The organism is uncultured Microbacterium sp. (assembly GCF_900078385.1).
Taxonomy (GTDB): Bacteria; Actinomycetota; Actinomycetes; order Actinomycetales; family Microbacteriaceae; genus Microbacterium.
Window position 1 is genome coordinate 85,530 of sequence record NZ_FLQR01000001.1, and the last position, 18,387, is coordinate 103,916.

14 protein-coding genes are annotated in these 18,387 nt (G+C 70.9%); 8 read left to right on the forward strand and 6 right to left on the reverse strand.

The features are described from left to right. Positions 1 to 2: 2 nt before the first annotated feature. The 4 genes from QZL85_RS00480 to QZL85_RS00495 form a co-directional block, all read right to left on the reverse strand. The gene (locus QZL85_RS00480; protein WP_295572289.1) at positions 3 to 1,097 is read right to left on the reverse strand and encodes an ABC transporter permease; all 1,095 of its coding nucleotides are present in this window, start codon (positions 1,095 to 1,097) and stop codon (positions 3 to 5) included. Next, positions 1,094 to 1,903, reverse strand: a complete 810-nt coding sequence (locus QZL85_RS00485) for an ABC transporter ATP-binding protein (RefSeq protein ID WP_295572291.1) — start codon at positions 1,901 to 1,903, stop codon at positions 1,094 to 1,096. Before QZL85_RS00485 ends, QZL85_RS00480 begins: the two co-directional genes overlap by 4 nt. After that, positions 1,900 to 2,724 (reverse strand): ABC transporter ATP-binding protein, encoded by an 825-nt coding sequence (locus QZL85_RS00490; RefSeq protein WP_295572293.1) that lies wholly within the window; start codon positions 2,722 to 2,724, stop codon positions 1,900 to 1,902. The genes QZL85_RS00485 and QZL85_RS00490 overlap by 4 nt, the downstream gene beginning before the upstream one ends. 80 nt (positions 2,725 to 2,804) lie before the next feature. Beyond that, positions 2,805 to 4,463, reverse strand: coding sequence for an ABC transporter substrate-binding protein (locus tag QZL85_RS00495; protein ID WP_295572295.1), 1,659 nt, complete (start codon positions 4,461 to 4,463; stop codon positions 2,805 to 2,807). Between the two features lie 176 nt (positions 4,464 to 4,639). Here QZL85_RS00495 and QZL85_RS00500 point away from each other — a divergent pair, with 176 nt between their 5' ends. Beyond that, entirely contained in the window at positions 4,640 to 5,275 is a 636-nt protein-coding gene (locus tag QZL85_RS00500) for a TetR/AcrR family transcriptional regulator (protein ID WP_295572297.1), read from the forward strand. 15 nt (positions 5,276 to 5,290) lie between these two features. On the opposite strand, the gene serC is transcribed toward QZL85_RS00500, so the two are convergent. Then, complete coding sequence (gene serC, locus QZL85_RS00505; protein ID WP_295572299.1) at positions 5,291 to 6,409, reverse strand: phosphoserine transaminase; 1,119 nt, start codon at positions 6,407 to 6,409, stop codon at positions 5,291 to 5,293. 99 nt (positions 6,410 to 6,508) lie between these two features. On the opposite strand from serC, the gene QZL85_RS00510 reads away from it, so the two are divergent. The 7 genes from QZL85_RS00510 (at position 6,509) to poxB (ending at position 16,747) form a co-directional block, all read left to right on the forward strand. Further along, a complete protein-coding gene (locus QZL85_RS00510) occupies positions 6,509 to 7,216 on the forward strand; it encodes a metal-dependent transcriptional regulator (RefSeq protein ID WP_295572300.1) in 708 nt (235 codons plus the stop codon). Between the two features lie 317 nt (positions 7,217 to 7,533). Continuing rightward, positions 7,534 to 8,385, forward strand: a complete 852-nt coding sequence (locus QZL85_RS00515; RefSeq protein WP_295572302.1) for a M23 family metallopeptidase — start codon at positions 7,534 to 7,536, stop codon at positions 8,383 to 8,385. Between the two features lie 304 nt (positions 8,386 to 8,689). Continuing rightward, entirely contained in the window at positions 8,690 to 9,187 is a 498-nt protein-coding gene (locus QZL85_RS00520) for an HNH endonuclease (protein ID WP_295572304.1), read from the forward strand. A 111-nt stretch (positions 9,188 to 9,298) separates the two neighbouring features. Beyond that, positions 9,299 to 10,009, forward strand: coding sequence for a hypothetical protein (locus QZL85_RS00525; protein ID WP_366208640.1), 711 nt, complete (start codon positions 9,299 to 9,301; stop codon positions 10,007 to 10,009). Position 10,010: 1 nt separating this feature from the next. Continuing rightward, on the forward strand, positions 10,011 to 11,540 hold the full coding sequence (locus QZL85_RS00530; RefSeq protein ID WP_295572310.1) for a DNA polymerase Y family protein: 1,530 nt from the start codon (positions 10,011 to 10,013) through the stop codon (positions 11,538 to 11,540). Beyond that, a complete protein-coding gene (locus tag QZL85_RS00535) occupies positions 11,540 to 14,941 on the forward strand; it encodes an error-prone DNA polymerase (protein ID WP_295572313.1) in 3,402 nt (1,133 codons plus the stop codon). Before QZL85_RS00530 ends, QZL85_RS00535 begins: the two co-directional genes overlap by 1 nt. Before the next feature lie 75 nt (positions 14,942 to 15,016). Beyond that, positions 15,017 to 16,747 (forward strand): ubiquinone-dependent pyruvate dehydrogenase, encoded by a 1,731-nt coding sequence (gene poxB / locus QZL85_RS00540; RefSeq protein ID WP_295572316.1) that lies wholly within the window; start codon positions 15,017 to 15,019, stop codon positions 16,745 to 16,747. Positions 16,748 to 16,959: 212 nt separating this feature from the next. On the opposite strand, the gene QZL85_RS00545 is transcribed toward poxB, so the two are convergent. Further along, entirely contained in the window at positions 16,960 to 18,339 is a 1,380-nt protein-coding gene (locus tag QZL85_RS00545) for an HNH endonuclease signature motif containing protein (protein ID WP_295572318.1), read from the reverse strand. Between the last annotated feature and the right edge of the window lie 48 nt (positions 18,340 to 18,387).

Genomic DNA, 18,387 nt, shown 5'->3' on the forward strand with positions numbered 1-18,387 from the left:
GCTCAGGCCTCCGTCTGACGGGTGCGCGGGTCGAGGAACGCGTAGGCGAGGTCGGCCAGGATGTTGGCGACCAGCACCGAGAGCGTGATCACGAGGAAGACGCCCTGCATGAGCGCGTAGTCCTTCGCGTTGGTGGCGTCGAGCAGGAGCTTGCCGACGCCCGGGTAGCTGAACACCATCTCCATGACGATGGTGCCGCCGACGATGAAGCCGATCGACAGCGCGAAGCTCTGGAGCTGCGGGAGCACCGCGTTGCGGGCCGCGTACCGCCACAGCACGCGGTTGTTCGGCATGCCCTTGGCCTGCGCCACCGTGATGTAGTCCTCGTCGAGCACCGTGAGCATCATGTTGCGCATGCCCAGCATCCATCCGCCGAGCGAGGCGATGATGATCGTGAGCGCGGGAAGCGTCCCGTGGTGGATCACCTGGCCGATGAACTCCGCCGACCACTCGGGGGCGATCCCCACGCCGTAGGCCTTGCCGATCGGGAACCATCCGAGGTTCACCGAGAACAGCGCGATGGCGAGCAGGCCGAGCCAGAAGTAGGGGATCGTGCTGAGGAACGTCGTGATGGGGATGAGCGCCTCGAGCCGGCTGCCGCGGCGCCAGCCGACGATCGCCCCGCCGATCGTGCCGATCGCGAAGGACAGGATCGTCGCGAAGCCGACGAGCCCGATCGTCCAGGGGAGCGCCTGGCTGATGACCTCGGTCACGGGGCGGAGGCCGTGCAGGAGCGAGACGCCGAGGTCGCCCTGGAGCAGCAGTCCCCAGTAGTCGAAGTACTGCTGCAGGAGGGTCCGGTCGGAGTCGAGCCCCAGCAGCGTCCGCAGCGCATCCGCCGCCTCGGGGGTCACCCCCCGGTTGCGCGAGAGGTACTGGTCGACCGCGTCGCCCTTCATGAGGCGGGGCAGGAAGAAGTTGATCGTGATCGCGGCCCACAGGGTGAACAGGTAGAACGCGGCACGTCCGCCGAGGAATCGCCACGGGATGCGCGAGTGGCCGCGGACGGCGACCGTCGCCGTCGTGCCGTCGTCGAGCGGGTCCGACCCGGCCGGCGCGGCCTCGGTGAGCGGCAGCTGCGGTTCGACGGCGGTCACAGCGTGCCTCCCGGAGTTCCGGATGCCGCGGCGAAGTGCTTCTCCGGATCGGGCGACGCGGCCCGCAGCTCCCGCGTGTAGGGGTGCTGGGGGCGGAGGATGACGTCGTCGGCGGGGCCCCGCTCGACCACGCGGCCCTGGTTCAGGACCATGATCTCGTCGCTGAAGTGCCGGGCCGTCGCGAGATCGTGGGTGATGTACAGCACGCCCAGGCCCTCCTCTCGCTGCAGGTCGGCGAGCAGGTTCAGCACGCCGAGACGGATGGAGACATCGAGCATCGACACCGGCTCGTCGGCGACGAGGAGTCGCGGCCGCGAGGCGAGCGCCCGCGCGATCGCGACGCGCTGGCGCTGACCGCCGGAGAGCTCGTGCGGGCGGCGGTCGATGACGGCATCCGGGATCAGACGGACACGCTCGAGCAGGCGTCGCACCTCCGCTTCGATCTCCTGGCGGGGGACGACGTCGTCCAGGCGCAGGGGCCGCTCGATGTGGTACCGGATGGAGTGATAGGGGTTCAGCGACGCGAACGGGTCCTGGAACACCATCCGCAGCTGCTGCCGGTAGGCGCGCAGTCCCTTGCCGCGGCGGGGGATCGGCGTGCCGTCCAGACGCACTTCGCCGCTCGTGGGGACCTCGAGCTGCGTGAGGATCTTGGCGATCGTGGACTTGCCGCTGCCGGACTGCCCGACCAGGCCGATGGTCTGGCCGGATCGGAGCGTGAAGCTCACGTCGTCGAGTGCCTTCATCTGGCCGGCGCCGCGCACCGAGTAGATCTTCGACACGTGGTCGAATTCGAGGAGGGTCATCGCACGACCACGCCTTTCTCGCCGGTGAGGCGGGGGAAGGAGGACAGCAGTGTCTTCGTGTACTCGTCCTGCGGGCTCCGCCAGATGCGCTCCGCGGTGTCGAGCTCGACGATCTCGCCCTCGCGCATGATCGCGATGCGATCGCTGATCTCCAGCAGCAGCGGCAGGTCGTGGGTGATGAAGATCACCGAGAAGCCGAACTCGTGTCGCAGCTGCGAGATCTGACGGAGGATCTCGCGCTGCACGAGCACGTCGAGCGCGGTCGTCGGCTCGTCCATGACCATCAGCTGGGGCCGGAGGGCCAGCGCCATCGCGATCATGACGCGCTGGCGCATCCCGCCGGACAGCTCGTGGGGGAAGGAGCGGAGGCGCTGCCCGCCGACCTTGACGATCTCGAGGAGCTCGACGACCGCCTCGCGGCGCTGCGCCTTGGAGAGGGAGGGGCGGTGGACTTCGAAGACGTCCTCGAGCTGCGAGCCGATCGTCGCCACGGGGTTCAGCGCGTTCATCGCGCCCTGGAACACCATCGAGATCTTGTCCCAGCGGAACGCGAGCATCTGCTCGGCGTCGAGGCTGTTGACGTCGATGTCCTCGCCGGACGCATCGTGGAAGAGGACGGAGCCGCTCGTGATGACGGCGGGGGCTTTGAGGAGCCGCTGGATGCCGTAGGCCAGCGTGGTCTTGCCGCAGCCGCTCTCCCCGGCGAGGCCGAGGATCTCGCCGCGCTGCAGGTCGAGGGTGACGTTCTTGACGGCCTCCACGGGCGGGTCGACGTCGTAGACGACCGAGAAGTCGTGGATGGAGAGAAGGGGGTCGCTCATCGGAGCGTGCTCGCTTTCGTGAGGGTGCGCGGTGCGATGGAGCGGGCGCGCAGGGTGCGCCCGCTCCACCGCGCGCTGGACTACTCGGCCGGCGTCAGCGCGGTGAGGACCTGGACGATCCCCGGCTGGGTCGGGTCGGCCGACGCGTACTGGTCGTCCTCGGACGGCCAGCCGACGTAGTTGCGCGTGTTGAACTCGCCCAGCAGCGGGTGCGAGCCCAGCGGGATCGCCGGCACGTTGTCGACGAACGCCTTCTGCATGACGGCCAGGGCGGCCTGACGGTCGGCATCCGAGGACGCGTTCGCGTAGGTGTTCAGCGCCTCGGTGACCGCGGGGTCGTCGAAGCGTCCGAAGTTGAACTGCGCCTTGTCGTCGACGATCCACTTGGGGTCCATCGTGGACGTGTACATGCCGTACGCGTTGCCGGTGTCCTCGAGCCAGTGGATGATCGCGTCGAACGTGCCGTCCTGGCGAGCGGCGTCCCAGCCGCCCCAGTCGGGCTGGTCGACCTTGACCTCGATGCCGAGGCCCTCCTTCAGCTCCTCGGCGAGGAGCGCCTGCTCGGTGTTCCAGTCGCTCCAGCCGGCGGGGACCGAGACGGAGAACGAGACCGCCTCGCCGTCGGGGTCGATCAACTGGTCGTCCTTCCAGGTGTAGCCGGCGTCCTCGAGGATGCCCTTGGCCTTGTCGACGTCGACCGCGTAGTCCTGACCCTGGTACTCGGGGAGGATCTCGCTGTCGAGCACCTCACCGAGACCGGTCACGCTCCACACTGGGGCGCTCGCGCCTTCACGTGCGATGTCGACGTACGCCTGGCGGTCGATCGTCCATGCCAGCGCCTGACGGAGGGCCGGGTTGTTGAACGGCTTCTCCTGCAGGTTCATGAACAGGGTGCCGGCGCCCGCGGTGGGGGAGACGAGGAAGTGGTTGTCCTCGTCGGCCGACAGGTAGCTCGCCTCGATCTGCGGGATGAAGGCCTGCGCCCAGTCCGCGTCGCCCGACACGAGCGCCGTCGTCAGCGCCGCGTTGTCGCCGTAGGAGACGTAGTGCAGCTCGGGCACGGCCAGCTCGCCGCCCCAGTAATCCGGGTTGGCGGTGAGGGTGACCGACTCGGTGGTCCAGCTGTCGAGCACGTACGGGCCGGTGCCGACGGCGAGACCCTCTTCGGTGAGCGGGTCGGTGTTCGGGTCGGCGATGCCCTCCCAGATGTGCTTCGGCACGATCGGCGTGTGCAGCACCCGCGCCTGCGCGGTGTACTTCGAGTTGCCGAACTTCAGCGTGATCGCGTCGCCGTCGACCGTGGAGCCGGTGTAGTTGATGCCGCCGGTGTCGGTGAGCTTGCCGCTCAGGTACTGGTCGAACGTGAAGACGATGTCGTCGCCGGTGAAGTCGGTGCCGTCGCTCCAGGTCACGCCGCTGCGCGGGATGACGGTGAGCTCGGTGTAGTCCTCGTTCCACTCGACCGACTCGGCCAGCCACGGGGTCGTGGCGAGGTCGCCGGTGGGGTTGACGAGCGCGAGCGGCTCGAAGATGACCTTGGCGTAGCCGTACTTCGAGGCCGACGAGTCGCCGAGGTACGGGTTGTGCGACTCGGTGGTGATCGCGCCGTCGGGCTTCGCGATCGTGAGTGCCGCGCCGGCTTCCGGCTCGGACGGATCGTTGCTGCCACCGGCTGCGCAGCCGGACAGCACGAGTGCCGCGGCGATGCCGACGGCGGCCAGAGAGGACCTGAGCCTCATTGCTTCTCCTTCATTGTGGACGGGCGGCGTCGCCGTGCCTCACGGGCCACTCGACTCCGAGCGTGATTGCGAGATTTAACTTACAATCAAGTAAGTAACTTTTACAAGTCCTGCCGAAGGCGCCGGAATCCCCGTGCGTAGAATCGGTGACCGACCGCAGATGAAGGGGCCGATCCATGGCCGGACAGCGCCGCCCGCCGCGATCGCGGCCCGAGACGATCGCGCGTCGCCGCGACATCCTCGACGCCGCCACGGAGATCTTCGGCAGCAAGGGGTTCGCCGGCGGCACGCTGCAGGACATCGCCGATCAGGTGGGGATGACGCACGCCGGCATCCTGCATCACTTCGGGTCGAAGGATCAGCTCCTCCTGGAGGTTCTCGCGCACCGGGACGAGACCGACGTCGCCGACCTCGAGGGTCAGCACATCCCGGACGGACTGCCGCTGTTCCGCCACCTCGTGCAGACGGCGTTCCGCAACGAGCAGCGCCCCGGCATCGTGCAGGCCTACGCGGTGCTCTCGGCCGAGTCGGTCACCGACGACCACCCCGGGCGGCCGTTCTTCGAGCGCCGCTACACGATCCTGCGCGCCGAGGTCGCGCACGCGTTCGCGGTGGTGTGCGCGCAGCGCGGCATCACGGCGCCGGATGCCGTCGAGACGGCGTCGGCGTCGATCCTGGCCGTCATGGACGGTCTCCAGGTGCAGTGGCTGCTCGATCCCACCGCCGTCGACCTCGGGCGCGCGAGCGCGTTCGCGATCGAGGCGATCGTGGCCTCGGTCCTGACGCCGCAGCCGTCTCCGCTCGCGGAGTGATCCTGCCGGACCGGCTCAGTCGGCCAGGTGCTCCACCGTGTAGTCGATGCACTGGATGAGCCGGCGCACGTCGTCCGGCTCGATCGAGACGAACGTCGCGATGCGCAGCTGGTTGCGGCCGAGCTTGCGGTACGGCTCGGTGTCCAGGATGCCGTTGCCGCGCAGGCTCTTCGCGACGGCCGCCGCATCGATCGCGTCGTCGAAGTCGATCGTGACGACGACGGGGGAGCGGTCGGCCGGGTCTGCGACGAACGGCGTCGCGAAGCTCGACGCCTCGGCCCACTCGTAGAGGGCGTTCGAGGACTCCGACGTGCGGGCGCTCGCCCAGCCGAGCCCTCCGTTGCCGTTGATCCACTCGAGCTGCTTGTCCAGCAGGTGCAGCGTCGCGACGGCGGGGGTGTTCAGCGTCTGGTTGAGGCGCGAGTTGTCCACCGCGTTCTTGAGGCTGAGGAACTCCGGGATGTAGCGACCGGATGCCGCGATCCGCTCGATCCGCTCGATGGCCGCGGGGGAGACCGCGGCGAACCACAGGCCGCCGTCGGAGCCGAGGTTCTTCTGCGGGGCGAAGTAGTAGACGTCGCTCTCCGAGACGCGGACGTTGATCCCGCCCGCGGCGCTCGTCGCGTCGATGACGGTCAGGGCGCCCTCGTCGCCCTGCACGCGGGTGACCGCGGCGGCGACACCGGTCGAGGTCTCGTTGTGCGGCCACGCGTAGACGTCGACGCCCTCGACCTCCTCCGGCGTCGTGCTGGTGCCCGGTGCTGCCGTGCGGACGTCGGGCGCCTCGAGCCACGGGGCGCCGGCGGCGGCGGCGAACTTCCCGCCGAACTCGCCGAAGACGAGGTTCTGCGCGCGCTTGTCGATGAGGCCGAACGCGGCGGCATCCCAGAACGCGGTCGAGCCGCCGTTGCCGAGGATGATCTCGTAGCCCTCCGGCAGGCGCAGGAGGTCGGACAGTCCCGCGCGGACCTGGCCCACGAGGCTCTTCACGGCGGGCTGGCGATGCGAGGTGCCCATCAGCACGGCACCGGGGCCGGCGAGCGAGGCGATCTGCTCCTCGCGGATCTTGGACGGGCCGCAGCCGAATCGTCCGTCGGCGGGCAGAATCTCGCGAGGCAGCGTCACGTGGGCCATGTCATGAGTCTAGAGAGCGTGGGGCGGCTCTCACGTCTCCGGGCCGTCACAAACGGATAGGCTGGATCGGCACCCCCGACCCGTGCACCGAGGCCCTTCATGACCGACTTGATCGACACCACCGAGATGTATCTGCGCACCATCCTCGAACTCGAGGAGGAGGGGATCATCCCCCTGCGCGCACGCATCTCCGAGCGGCTCGGCCACTCCGGTCCGACGGTGTCGCAGACGATCGGACGGATGGAGCGCGACGGCCTCGTCGTCGTGTCCGAGGACCGTCGACTCGAGCTGACCGGTGCCGGGCGCCAGAAGGCCGTCGACGTCATGCGCAAGCACCGCCTGGCCGAGCGACTCCTCAGCGACGTCATCGGCCTGGACTGGGCGTACGTGCACGAAGAGGCATGCCGGTGGGAGCACGTCATGAGCGAGCTCGTCGAGCGGCGCCTCATCGAACTGCTCGACCACCCCACCGAGTCGCCGTACGGCAACCCGATCCCGGGTCTCGACCAGCTCGGCGACGTCCCGGCGCGCACCTTCGATGAAGGAGTTGTCGGCCTCGTGCGCCTGCTGGAGCAGGTCGGCGGACCGGTCGTCGGCACGGTGCGGCGCCTTGCGGAGCCCGTGCAGGTCGACCCCGAGCTGCTCATCCAGCTGCGCGACGCCGGCGTCGTCCCGGGCGGGGCAGGGGAGTACCGGTTCAGCGAGGGCTATGTCCTCGTCCAGATGGACGGCAAGGACGAAGGCCTCGAACTGCCCGTCGAGGTGGCGTCCCACATCTTCCTCGTGGACGCGCGCGAGCGGGTCTGAACGCCCGCCGCTCCGTGCCCCGAGCCTGAGCGTCACCAGGGAAGCCGGTGTGCACAACCCGGCCTGCGTGACATATTCGTTACCTTCCGGTAGCCTCGGAGAGTCCAACGGCGAGAAGCCCGCCACAGGACCGCCGCACGAATTGCCTCATCGGCTCGTCGTTCGCGTGGTGACACCCGTACATCTGTGCCTGACACTGATCACCGACGAGCCAGCGTGCGAACGCGGGGGCGCCGGAGGAACTTTTGGCTGAACAGATCGATTCGTCGTCGGAGTCACCCGAGACCGACAAGACGAGTCCCGTGAGGCGGGACCGCGTGCGCCATCTTCTGGCGCGTCGCTCCGCCTCCAAGACTCCCGTCGCGCGCCAGCAGCGCAGCACCGCCGTCGTCGCGGCATCCGCGCCCGTGCGTGGCCGCGACCGCAAGGTGCACCCCCTGCGGAGCCTCCTGACGGTCACCGCCGTCGCAGGGCTCGTCGCCACCGTCGCCATCCCCGCCTTCGCGGCGTCGCGCGGCACGGCCGCCGAGGCCATGACCCTGCAGCAGGTCGCCGCCGAGAACGCGCAGAACCTGGTCGTCGCCTCCGAGGCGACCCCCGAGGCGCTCGAGCGCGGCGGATACTCCGCCACGACGCCCGAGGAGATCGCCAAGAAGAAGGCCGCCGAAGCCGCGAAGAAGGCGCTCGCCGCCCGTCTGGCCGCCGCCGCCGTCGCCAGCAGCAGCAGTAGCAGCAGCAGCTCGTCCATGAGCATGGACGTCCCCGCGTCGATCGCCGCTGCCGGGTCGGTCGTGCGCCCCCTTCCCCACTTCGACAACTTCGGCACCCCGTATGCCGGCCACAAGGGCACCGACTACATGGTCGCCCGCGGTACCCCGATCTACTCGATCGCGGACGGCGTCGTCGTCGCCTCGAGCGAGAGCGGCCCGGGCTGGGGTGTGTACGTCAAGATCGCGCACAACATCGGCGGTCGCACCGTCACCTCGCTCTACGCGCACATGGGCTACGGCACGCGCCGCGTCACGGTCGGCCAGACCGTTTCGGCCGGCCAGCTGATCGGTCAGGTCAGCGACACCGGACGCGCGTTCGGCACCCACCTGCACCTCGAGATCTACGTGGGCGGCTCCTGGGTCAACGCCGAGGGCTTCCTCAGCGCCAACGCCGGCTGACAAGCCGACACGCGGATTCATCGGGCGTTCTGCGCCCGGTGTCTCCAGGCTGTAATACCCTGATCCCGACGCTCGTGTGAGCCGAGGGGGAGCCGATGGACGCAGTACCCCGCATTCGAACCGTGGATGCGCTAGGTCGCTATGTCCTTCGTCATCGTGTGCACGACTGCCGCGACATCCGTCGTGGGAGTAAGGCGCTGTCTTCGTGACAGCGCCTTTTTTCGTGCCTGCACCCGCTCGGGGAACGTGATCGTCGCAACCGGACAACCGCTGAAGCCGTCACGGCCGTTCGAGAGGACACCGAATGCGCACCCTGGTGCTGAACGCAGGATATGAACCGCTGGCCGTCGTGTCGTTCAAGCGAGCCCTCGTGCTCGTGATGAACGACAAGGCCGTCGTGATCGAACGGGTGGACGGAGATCCCGTGTGGGGAACCCGCTCCTCCTACGACCGTCCGGCGGTGATCCTGCTGACCAGATACGTGCGCGTGCCCGGTGCGCGGCGGGTGCCGGTGACGCGTCGCGGCGTGCTGCGTCGCGACGGGCAGCGCTGCGGGTACTGCGCCAAGAACGCCACGACGATCGACCATGTGCTCCCGCGCTCGCGCGGCGGAGCGGACTCCTGGGAGAACCTCGTCGCCTGCTGCCTCCGCTGCAACAACGCCAAGGGGAACCGCACGCCGCAGGAGATGGGCTGGCAGCTGCGCATCGTCCCGCAGCCGCCGCGCGGTGCGCAGTGGACGGTGCGGGGCACCGAGCGCGGCGACCCCGTCTGGGAGCCGTACCTGGCACTCGCCGCCTGATCTTCCGCATCCGACGCCGCCGAGACCGCGATGTCGGAGGTCGTCCTTATCTTCGACAACAGCATTGAGGAACTAGAACATAGGTTCTAAGCTGTTGAAGTGAGGACGATCGTGCGGAACGCGGCTGCGGTGCAGGAGGTGCAGCGACTGCGCGCCCAGCTCGAGAAGGTGCAGGGGCGCCGCATGGACGCGCCCGTGCTGCCGACGCATCCCGCGCTGGCGGGGCTGCTGCCCGGGCGGGGGCTGCGCCCGGGGTCGTCGTATTCGCTGGGCTCGTCGATGTCGCTGCTGTTCGCGCTGCTCGCGCAGCCCTCGCAGGCGGGGTCGTGGTGCGGGGTCGTGGGGGTTCCCGGCTTCGGGGCGGAGGCTGCTGAGAAGGTCGGCGTCGACCTGTCGCGTCTCGTGCTGATCCCCGATCCCGGGCAGCGCTGGATGGTCGTGACGGCGACGATCGCCGAGGTGCTCCCGCTCGTCGTGGTCCGTCCGCCGGCACGGGCGAAGGATGCCGACATCTCGCGCCTGGCCGCCCGCATGCGCGAGCGCGGCTCGGTGCTGCTCGTGCAGGGGCCGTGGCCGCAGACCGAGGCGATGATCGACGTCGCCGAGCCGCACTGGTCGGGTCTCGGCGACGGCTACGGGATGCTGTCGTCGCGCGAGCTCACGGTGACCGTCTCCAGCCGGCGGTTCCCGACGCCCCGCTCCGAGCGGATGCTGCTGCCCGCGCCGGACGGCACCGTCGCGCCGATGCGGGACGACCGGAAGCGCCTTGAGTGGGAGTCGGCGTCGGCGCCGTCGCCGGCGCCGATGCGGGCGGTGGGCTGAGATGGAGCCCCTCCGCAGCCTCATCGTGTGGGTGCCCGATTGGCCGGTCGTCGCCCTCACGCGAGACGGCGACGATCCGCCCGACCCGGAGCTGCCGATCGCCGTCTTCGCGAAGGGCGCCGTCGCGGCGTGCTCCGCAGCAGCCCGCGTCGAGGGGGTGCGGCGGGGGCAGCGGCGGCGTGACGCGCAGGCGCGCTGCCCGCATCTGCTCGTGGTCGAGGCCGACGAGACGCGCGACCACCGGGCGTTCGCGCCGCTCATCGCCCGCCTCGAGGAGCTCGCGCCGGGGGTGCAGCTCCTGCAGCCGGGACTCTGCGCCCTGCGCGCCCGAGGTCCCGCCCGCTTCTACGGCGGGGAGGCGGCCGCTGCGACGGTGCTGGTCGGCGCGCTCGCCGACGCCGGGCTGGCCGATGTCCGCGCCGGGATCGCCGATGGGCCGTTCACCGCGGAGCAGGCCGCCCGCGCCGGGACGCGGCGGGAGGATCCGCTGCGGATCGTGCCGGCGGGGGAGTCCGCCGCCTTCCTCGCCCCGCTGCCGGTCACGGCGCTGGAGGACGACGTGGTCGACCTCTTCGCGCGGCTGGGCGTGAAGACGCTCGGGCAGGTGGCCGAGATGGCCCCGGAGCGCCTCGTCGAGCGGTTCGGGCCGCGCGGCGCGCGCCTGCACGCGCTCGCCGCGGGGTCGGACTCCCGGCCCGTGACACCCCGGACCCCGCCGCCCGAGCTGCACCGCGAGGTCTCCTTCGAGCCGCCGCTCGAGCTGGCCGAGCAGGTCGCGTTCGGCATGCGCATCGCAGCGGAGGAGTTCATCGCGGGGCTCGGGGCCGTCGACCTCGTCTGCACGGAGCTGCGGGTCGTGCTGACGGGCGACCACGGCGACCGCAGCGACCGGGTGTGGTTGCATCCCGGCGCCTTCGACGCGTCCGCCGTCGTCGACCGGGTGCGCTGGCAGCTCGCGGAGCAGGGGCTCCGCAGCCCCGTCGCGCGGGTGCGGATCGAGCCGGAGGGGGTGGATGCCGCCTCCCATCACACCGCCACCCTGTTCGGCTCGGGTCCCGAGGAGCGCGTGCACCACGCCCTGTCCCGTGTGCAGGCGATGCTCGGGCATCGCGGCGTGCTCATCCCGGCCGTCGGCGGCGGCCGGTGGCTCGCGGAGCGGCAGATGCTCGTGCCGTGGGGCGACCGGCCCGTCGGCACGCAGACGCGCGACCGCCCGTGGCCGGGGAGCCTGCCCGATCCGCTGCCGGCGACCGTGTTCGCCGAGCAGGTGCCCGTCGCCGTGGTCGACGGTGACGGCGACATGGTCGCCGTCGACGGGCGCGGCGAGCTCACGGCATCCCCCGTCGCCCTCGTCGCGGGCGGCCGTTCCCGCGCGATCGGGACGTGGGCCGGTCCCTGGCCGGTCATCGAGCGGGGGTGGGATGCCCGCGCGCGGCGCGCGCACCGCTTCCAAGTGGTCGACATCACCCAGACCGCCTGGCTGCTCGTGTGCGAAGAGGGCGTCTGGCACGCCGAAGGGCTGTACGACTGATGGGCTTCCACAACCCCTCCGTGCCGTGGTCGGAGATGGAGCGGCTGCTCAGCGACCGGCGCCGCCCCGAGGGCACCCCCGCGAACGCCGACGGCGGGGACAGCCCCGCCTGGTCGCGCAAGCGCGGGAAGTACGCGCCGCCGCCCATCGAGCGTCCCGACACCGCCGTGGCGTACGCCGAGCTGCACGCGCACTCGTCGTTCTCGTTCCTCGACGGGGCGTCGTCGCCGGAGGAGCTCGCCGAGGAGGCCGAGCGGCTCGGGCTGCACGCCCTCGCGGTGACCGACCACGACGGGTTCTACGGGATCGTCCGCTTCGCCGAGGCCGCCGAGCACCTCGCGGTGAAGACGGTGTTCGGTGCGGAGCTGTCGCTCGACCTGCCGAAGCCGCAGAACGGCGAGCCCGACCCGGCAGGCGCGCACCTGCTCGTCCTCGCCCGCGGGGAGGAGGGGTATCACCGGCTCGCGGCGGCGATCACCCACGCGCAGCTCGCCGGGCAGGAGAAGGGGCGGCCGCTCTACGACCTCGACGAGCTGGCGGCGCAGGGCGACGGGCACTGGGCGATCCTCACCGGATGCCGGAAGGGCACGGTCCGCCACGCGCTCGCCGCCGGCGGCGCCGCGGCGGCCGCCGACGAGCTCGACCGGCTCGTCGCCCTGTTCGGGCGGGATGCCGTCAACGTCGAGCTCATCGACCACGGCACCCCCACCGACTCGCGCGACAACGACCTGCTTGCCGCCCTCGCCCGCGACCGGGGGCTGCCGATCCTCGCAAGCAACAACGTGCACTACGCCGTCCCGGAGAAGGTGCAGCTGGCCGCGGCCGTCGCGGCCGTGCGCGCGAACCGCGGGCTCGACGAGCTGGACGGGTGGCTGCCCTCCCACGCCGGCGCGCACCTGCGCTCCGGTGTGGAGATGGCCCGGCGGTTCCGCCGGTATCCCGGCGCCGTCGCGCGCACCGTCGAGCTCGCCGACGAGCTGGCCTTCCCGCTTCGGCGGGCGAAGCCCGCCCTGCCGAAGCTGCCCGTCCCGGAGGGGCACACGCCCATGACGTGGCTGCGGAAGCTCGTGTGGGACGCGGTGCCCCGGAAGTACCCCGACCTCCCGCCGGAGGACCGCGCCCGCATCGAGCGGGAGCTCGGGGTCATCGAGCAGAAGGACTTCCCCGGCTACTTCCTCATCGTGCACGGGATCGTGCAGGAGGCGCGGCGCCGCGGCATCCTGTGCCAGGGGCGGGGGTCCGCCGCCAACAGCGCCGTGTGCTACCTGCTGGACATCACCGCGATCGACTCGATCTACTTCCAGCTGCCGTTCGAGCGGTTCCTCTCGGCGCTGCGCGAAGAGGAACCCGACATCGACGTGGACTTCGACTCCGACCGGCGGGAGGAGATCATCCAGTGGGTGTACGCCACCTACGGGCGGGACCGGGCCGCGCAGGTCGCCAACGTCATCCAGTACCGCCCGAAGAACGCCGTCCGCGACATGGCCAAGGCGCTCGGGCATTCGCCGGGGCAGCAGGACGCCTGGTCGAAGCAGGTCGAGCGGTGGGGCGCGATGCTCGAGTCGGGACCGGACCACGACATCCCCGACCGCGTCATCGAGTACGCCGCCGAGCTGTTGAAGGCGCCGCGGCACCTCGGCATCCATTCCGGCGGGATGGTGCTCACCGATCGGCCCGTCGGCGAGGTCGTGCCGATCGAGCACGCCCGGATGGAGAACCGCACCGTCATCCAGTGGGACAAGGACGACGCCGCGTGGATGGGGCTCGTGAAGTTCGATCTGCTGGGGCTCGGGATGCTCGCGGCCCTGCAGTACTGCTTCGACATGATCGCGGAGGCCACGGGGGAGCGGTGGGAGCTCGCCACGATGCCGAAGGAGGAGCAGGCCGTCTACGACATGCTCTGCCGCGCCGACTCGATCGGCGTGTTCCAGGTCGAGTCCCGCGCGCAGATGGGGCTGCTCCCGCGCCTGCAGCCGCGCCGGTTCTACGACCTCGTGATCGAGATCGCGCTCATTCGCCCCGGTCCCATCCAGGGCGGCGCCGTGCACCCGTACGTGCGGCGCAAGCTCGGGCAGGAGAAGGTCACGTATGCCCACGAGAAGCTCCGGCCCGTGCTCGAGCGCACCCTCGGGATCCCGGTCTTCCAGGAGCAGCTCATGCAGATGGGCATGGCGGTCGGCGGGCTGACGGGTGAGGATGCCGATCTGCTGCGCCGCGCGATGGGCTCCAAGCGCGGCATCGAGCGGATCGACTCGCTCAAGCGGAAGCTGTACGCCGGGATGGCGGAGAACGGGCTCGTCGGCGACGTGGCCGATGACATCTATACGAAGATCCAGGCGTTCGCGAACTTCGGGTTCGCCGAGAGCCACTCGCTGTCGTTCGGGCTGCTCGTCTATGCGTCGTCGTGGCTCAAGCTGCACTACCCGGGCGTCTTCCTCGCCGGGCTGCTGCGCGCCCAGCCGATGGGCTTCTACTCGCCCGCGACCCTCGTCGCCGACGCGCGCCGGCACGGCGTGGAGGTGCGCCGCCCCGACCTGCTGCTCTCCGGGGTCGAAGCCGGGCTCGAGGTGGTCGAGGGTGGTGTGGCGGGTGCGCCGACGGGCCGCGACGTGTGCGCCGAGCGCCTCCAGCCGCCCGTCGGCCCGTTCGACATCCACGCGCCGGACGAGTACGCCGCGCACCGCCGCGACGGCGCGTTCGCCGTGCGGCTGGGGCTCGCCGCCGTCACCGGCATCGGCGCGCGGCTGGCCGAGCGGATCGTCGCGGAGCGCGACGCGCGCGGGCCGTACCGCGACCTCCGCGACCTCGTGCGCCGGACGGGCGCGAACACCGCGCAGCTGGAGGCGCTCGCGACGGCGGGGGCGTTCGAGTGCCTCGGCATCACGCGGCGCGAGGGCATCTGGCTGGCGGGGGATGCCGCGCAGGACCGCATCGAGTTCCTGCCGGACTCGCTCGTGGCCGTGCAGCCGCCGCTGTTCCCCGACCCGACGAGCTACGAGACGCTCGCCGCCGACCTCTGGGCGACCGGGATCTCCACCGACGACCACCCGATGACGCACTACCGGTCCGAGCTCGATGCGCGCGGCGTGCTCACCTCCCGCGAGCTGCGCACGCACGAGAGCGGCCGCCGCATCGAGGTGGCCGGGCTCGTGACGCACCGGCAGCGGCCGGCGACGGCATCCGGTGTCACGTTCCTGAACCTCGAGGACGAGCACGGGCTCGTCAACGTCATCTGCTCGACCGGCGTGTGGAACCGCTACCGCCGGGTGCTGCGCGACAGCCCCGCGCTCATCGCCCGCGGCATCCTGGAACGCTCGACGGAGGGGGTGACGAACGTGCTGGCCGACCGCTTCGACGATCTCCGCGTGGGGGTGCAGCACCGCTCGCGCGACTTCCGGTGAGACGTCCCCTGTCATGCGCCGGCCGCTCCCGCAAGGGGCTGGGGATGCCGCCGCCGGCGGCGTACCGTGGCGCGCATGCCGAACGTCGCGGAGTTCTTCATCGACACCCTCGTCCGAGCCGGAGTGACACGCGTCTGGGGGCTCGCGGGCGATTCGCTCAACGCCTTCACCGACGCGCTGCGCCGGGACGGGCGGATCGAGTGGCTGCACATGCGGCACGAGGAGGCCGCCGCCTTCGCCGCCGGCGCGGACGCGGAGCTGACCGGCGAGCTCGCCGTCGTCGCCGGCTCCAGCGGCCCCGGCAACCTGCACTTCATCAACGGGCTCTTCGACGCGAACCGCAACCGGGTGCCCGTGCTCGCGATCGCCTCGCACATCCCCTCCGCCGAGATCGGCGGCGGCTACTTCCAGGAAACGCACCCGCAGGAGCTGTTCCGCGAGTGCAGCGTGTACTCCGAGCTCGTCGGCGACCCTTCGCAGCTGCCGTGGGTGCTGGAGATCGCGATGCGCGCGGCCGTCGAGAAGCGTGGCGTCGCCGTCGTCACGGTCCCCGGCGACCTGTTTTTCCAGGACGCGCCCGACCGCAGGCCGACCGCGCCCATCCGCCGCGCGCTCAGCGAAGTCGTGCCGGTCGAGTCCGAGCTGCGCGCCGCCGCCGACATGCTCAACGGCGCGAAGAAGATCACGATCCTCGCCGGTGCCGGCGTCGAGGACGCGCACGACGAGGTCATCGCGCTCGCGGAGGCCCTGCAGGCGCCGATCGTGCATGCCCTCCGCGGCAAGGAGCACATCGAGTGGGAGAACCCGTACGACGTCGGGATGACGGGGCTGCTCGGGTTCGCGTCCGGCTACCGCGCGATGGAGAAGTGCGATGCGCTGCTCATGCTCGGCACCGACTTCCCGTACCGGCAGTTCTTCCCGGAGAAGGCGCAGATCGTGCAGGTCGACATCCGCGGCGAGCAGCTCGGCAAGCGCACCCCCGTCGACGTCGGCATCGTCGGCGGTGTGCGCGAGACCGCCTTGGCGCTGATGCCGCTCATCACCGCGGGCCGCAACGGCAAGCACCTGAAGGAGAGCGTCGACCACTACGCGAAGACACGGCGCCAGCTCGACGACCTGGCCGTCGACGACGGCAAGACGCCGCTGCATCCGCAGTACGTCACGCGGATGATCGACGAGCTGGCCGCACAGGATGCCGTCTTCACGGCCGACGTCGGCAGCCCGGTGATCTGGGCGGCGCGGTACCTCACGATGACGCGGGACCGGCGGCTGCTCGGTTCGTTCGTCCATGGGTCGATGGCGAACGCCCTGCCCCAGGCGCTCGGTGCGAAGGCCGCCGATCGGTCGCGGCAGGTCATCGCGCTGGCCGGCGACGGCGGACTCTCGATGCTCCTCGGCGACCTCCTCTCGGCGCGGCAGAACGACCTGCCGGTGGTCATCGTCGTCTACAACAACTCGTCGCTGAACTTCATCGAGCTCGAGATGAAGGCCGCCGGGATCGTCACGTTCGGCACGGAGTTGACCAACCCGAACTTCGCCGACGTCGCCCAGGCGATGGGGATCACCGGCATCCGCGTGGAGAAGGGGACGGAACTGCGGCCGGCATTGGAGGCCGCGTTCGCGAGCGGCGGGCCGGTGCTGCTCGACGTGGTGACGGCGCGTGACGAGCTGTCGATCCCGCCGGCCATCACGCTCGCGCAGGCGAAGGGCTTCACGATCTGGGCGCTCAAGACCGTGCTGTCCGGGCGAGGCGACGAGCTGTTGGACCTTGCCGACACCAACGTGTGGCGGCGGATCTTCAAGTAGGGGCGGTTGGCGGCGGGCGGCACATGACTGCGAGGCGAGGCGAGGCGAGGCGGAGCGGGGCGGGTCGTCGCGTTGTTAGGCGTCGGCGACCGCACATTGCCGGCCGGCCCATCCTTCGGGGAGATCGCGACGCAAGGCAGACCCGCGTGAGGCGGCGCCGGGTGGAGCGCGTCGGTGCCGTGCGATGCGAGGGCGGGGCGGGGCAAGCCTTATCAGAACGGGGGCGGGTCCGTATCGGTGACGACACCCGTCGGGCTGGTCCAGGTGAGGCCGGCACCGTTCGCGACCAACGACCAGCGGGTCTCGTCCTTCAGGGAGTGATGGTGCGGGCAGAGCGGACCGAGGTTGTCGGCTGACGTGGCGCCGCCGTCGGTCCAGCGGGTGCGGTGGTCGATGTCGCAGCGATGCGAAGGGCGGGTGCAGCCGGGGAAGGTGCACGTGGGGTACAGGACGCCGAGGTAGCGCTGCAGATCGCGCGAGACCCGACGCGTCGAGCGGTCGACGGAGAGCACGGCGCCGGAGATGGGGTCTGTGAGCACACGGATCCAGCTGGACGCGCCGCCGGCGAGGCGCCGGGCGGTGTCGATGTCGATGGGGCCGACGCCGTCGAGGGTCGCCGGCTCGTCGGAGTGCCCGAGCAGCGTCAGTACCGGCACCGTCACGCGCACCGTGGTCGTCACCCCGAGGCCGAGGTCGCCGCTCTGCAACAGGTCGCAGGCGAGATCGGCGCGCAGCTGTGGAAGGGTTCGCTGCTCGTCGGGCTGCGCGGCGAGGTGCCGAGCGTGGTCTTCGACGCGTTCCTCGATCGCCTTGACCTTCGCGGCCGGCGCCGAGACCAGGATCGTCCCCATGCCGTCCATGTCGTAGTCGAACCAGGCCGCGCGGTCTTCGGCGGCGCGCGCGTGGCGCTGCTCGATCGACTCCGGGTGCACGCGTTCCCGCAGCGCTCGCGCGAGGCGGCGCAGCCGGCCATGACCGAGCTCCTGCGCGGGCTGGGCGACGCCGTCATCGAACGCCTGCCAGGTCTCCGGGTCGTCCGGAAGGCTTGTCGCAAGCTCGGCGATCGTCGCCGCGCTCTGCTCGGGGACGGACCCCGCGCGATACGCGGTCCAGAGGGCGGGGCACCGACGCTGCAGCACATCGGCGCGATGCGCGCGCGTCCGGACGTGGTTCTCGGACACGTGCACCCGGACGCTGAGATCCGCCGCCGCCGACCGCACGGCGAGGCTGCGCCGTCGCGCTCGCACCGAAGCGATGGTCTCGCCCCGCGGAGGCAACCAGGCACGGTGCAGCGTCGGATCCGGGCCGAGCCACGGCACCGTATCGGCTGCGGCGCGCACGAGCACGTCGTGGAACAGCTCGTCCTGTGCCGCGGACAGCAGCCGGGTCGAGCGCACGGCGTTCTCGGCTGCGCGCAGCTCGTCGGTCAGCGAGAGGGGAGACGGCGACGGGAGGTCGCCGTCCTCGCCCTCGTCGTCGACCCAGCCGGCGCGCTCCTCGTACTCGCGGTCCAGCACCGCCGTGTAGGCCTCGACGAACGCGGGGTCGGACCAGAGGCCCTGCATCCCGTCATCCATCGTCGAAACCTTCATAACTCGACGCTAGTCGCAGCCTCCGACATTCAGAGATATCAGCGACAC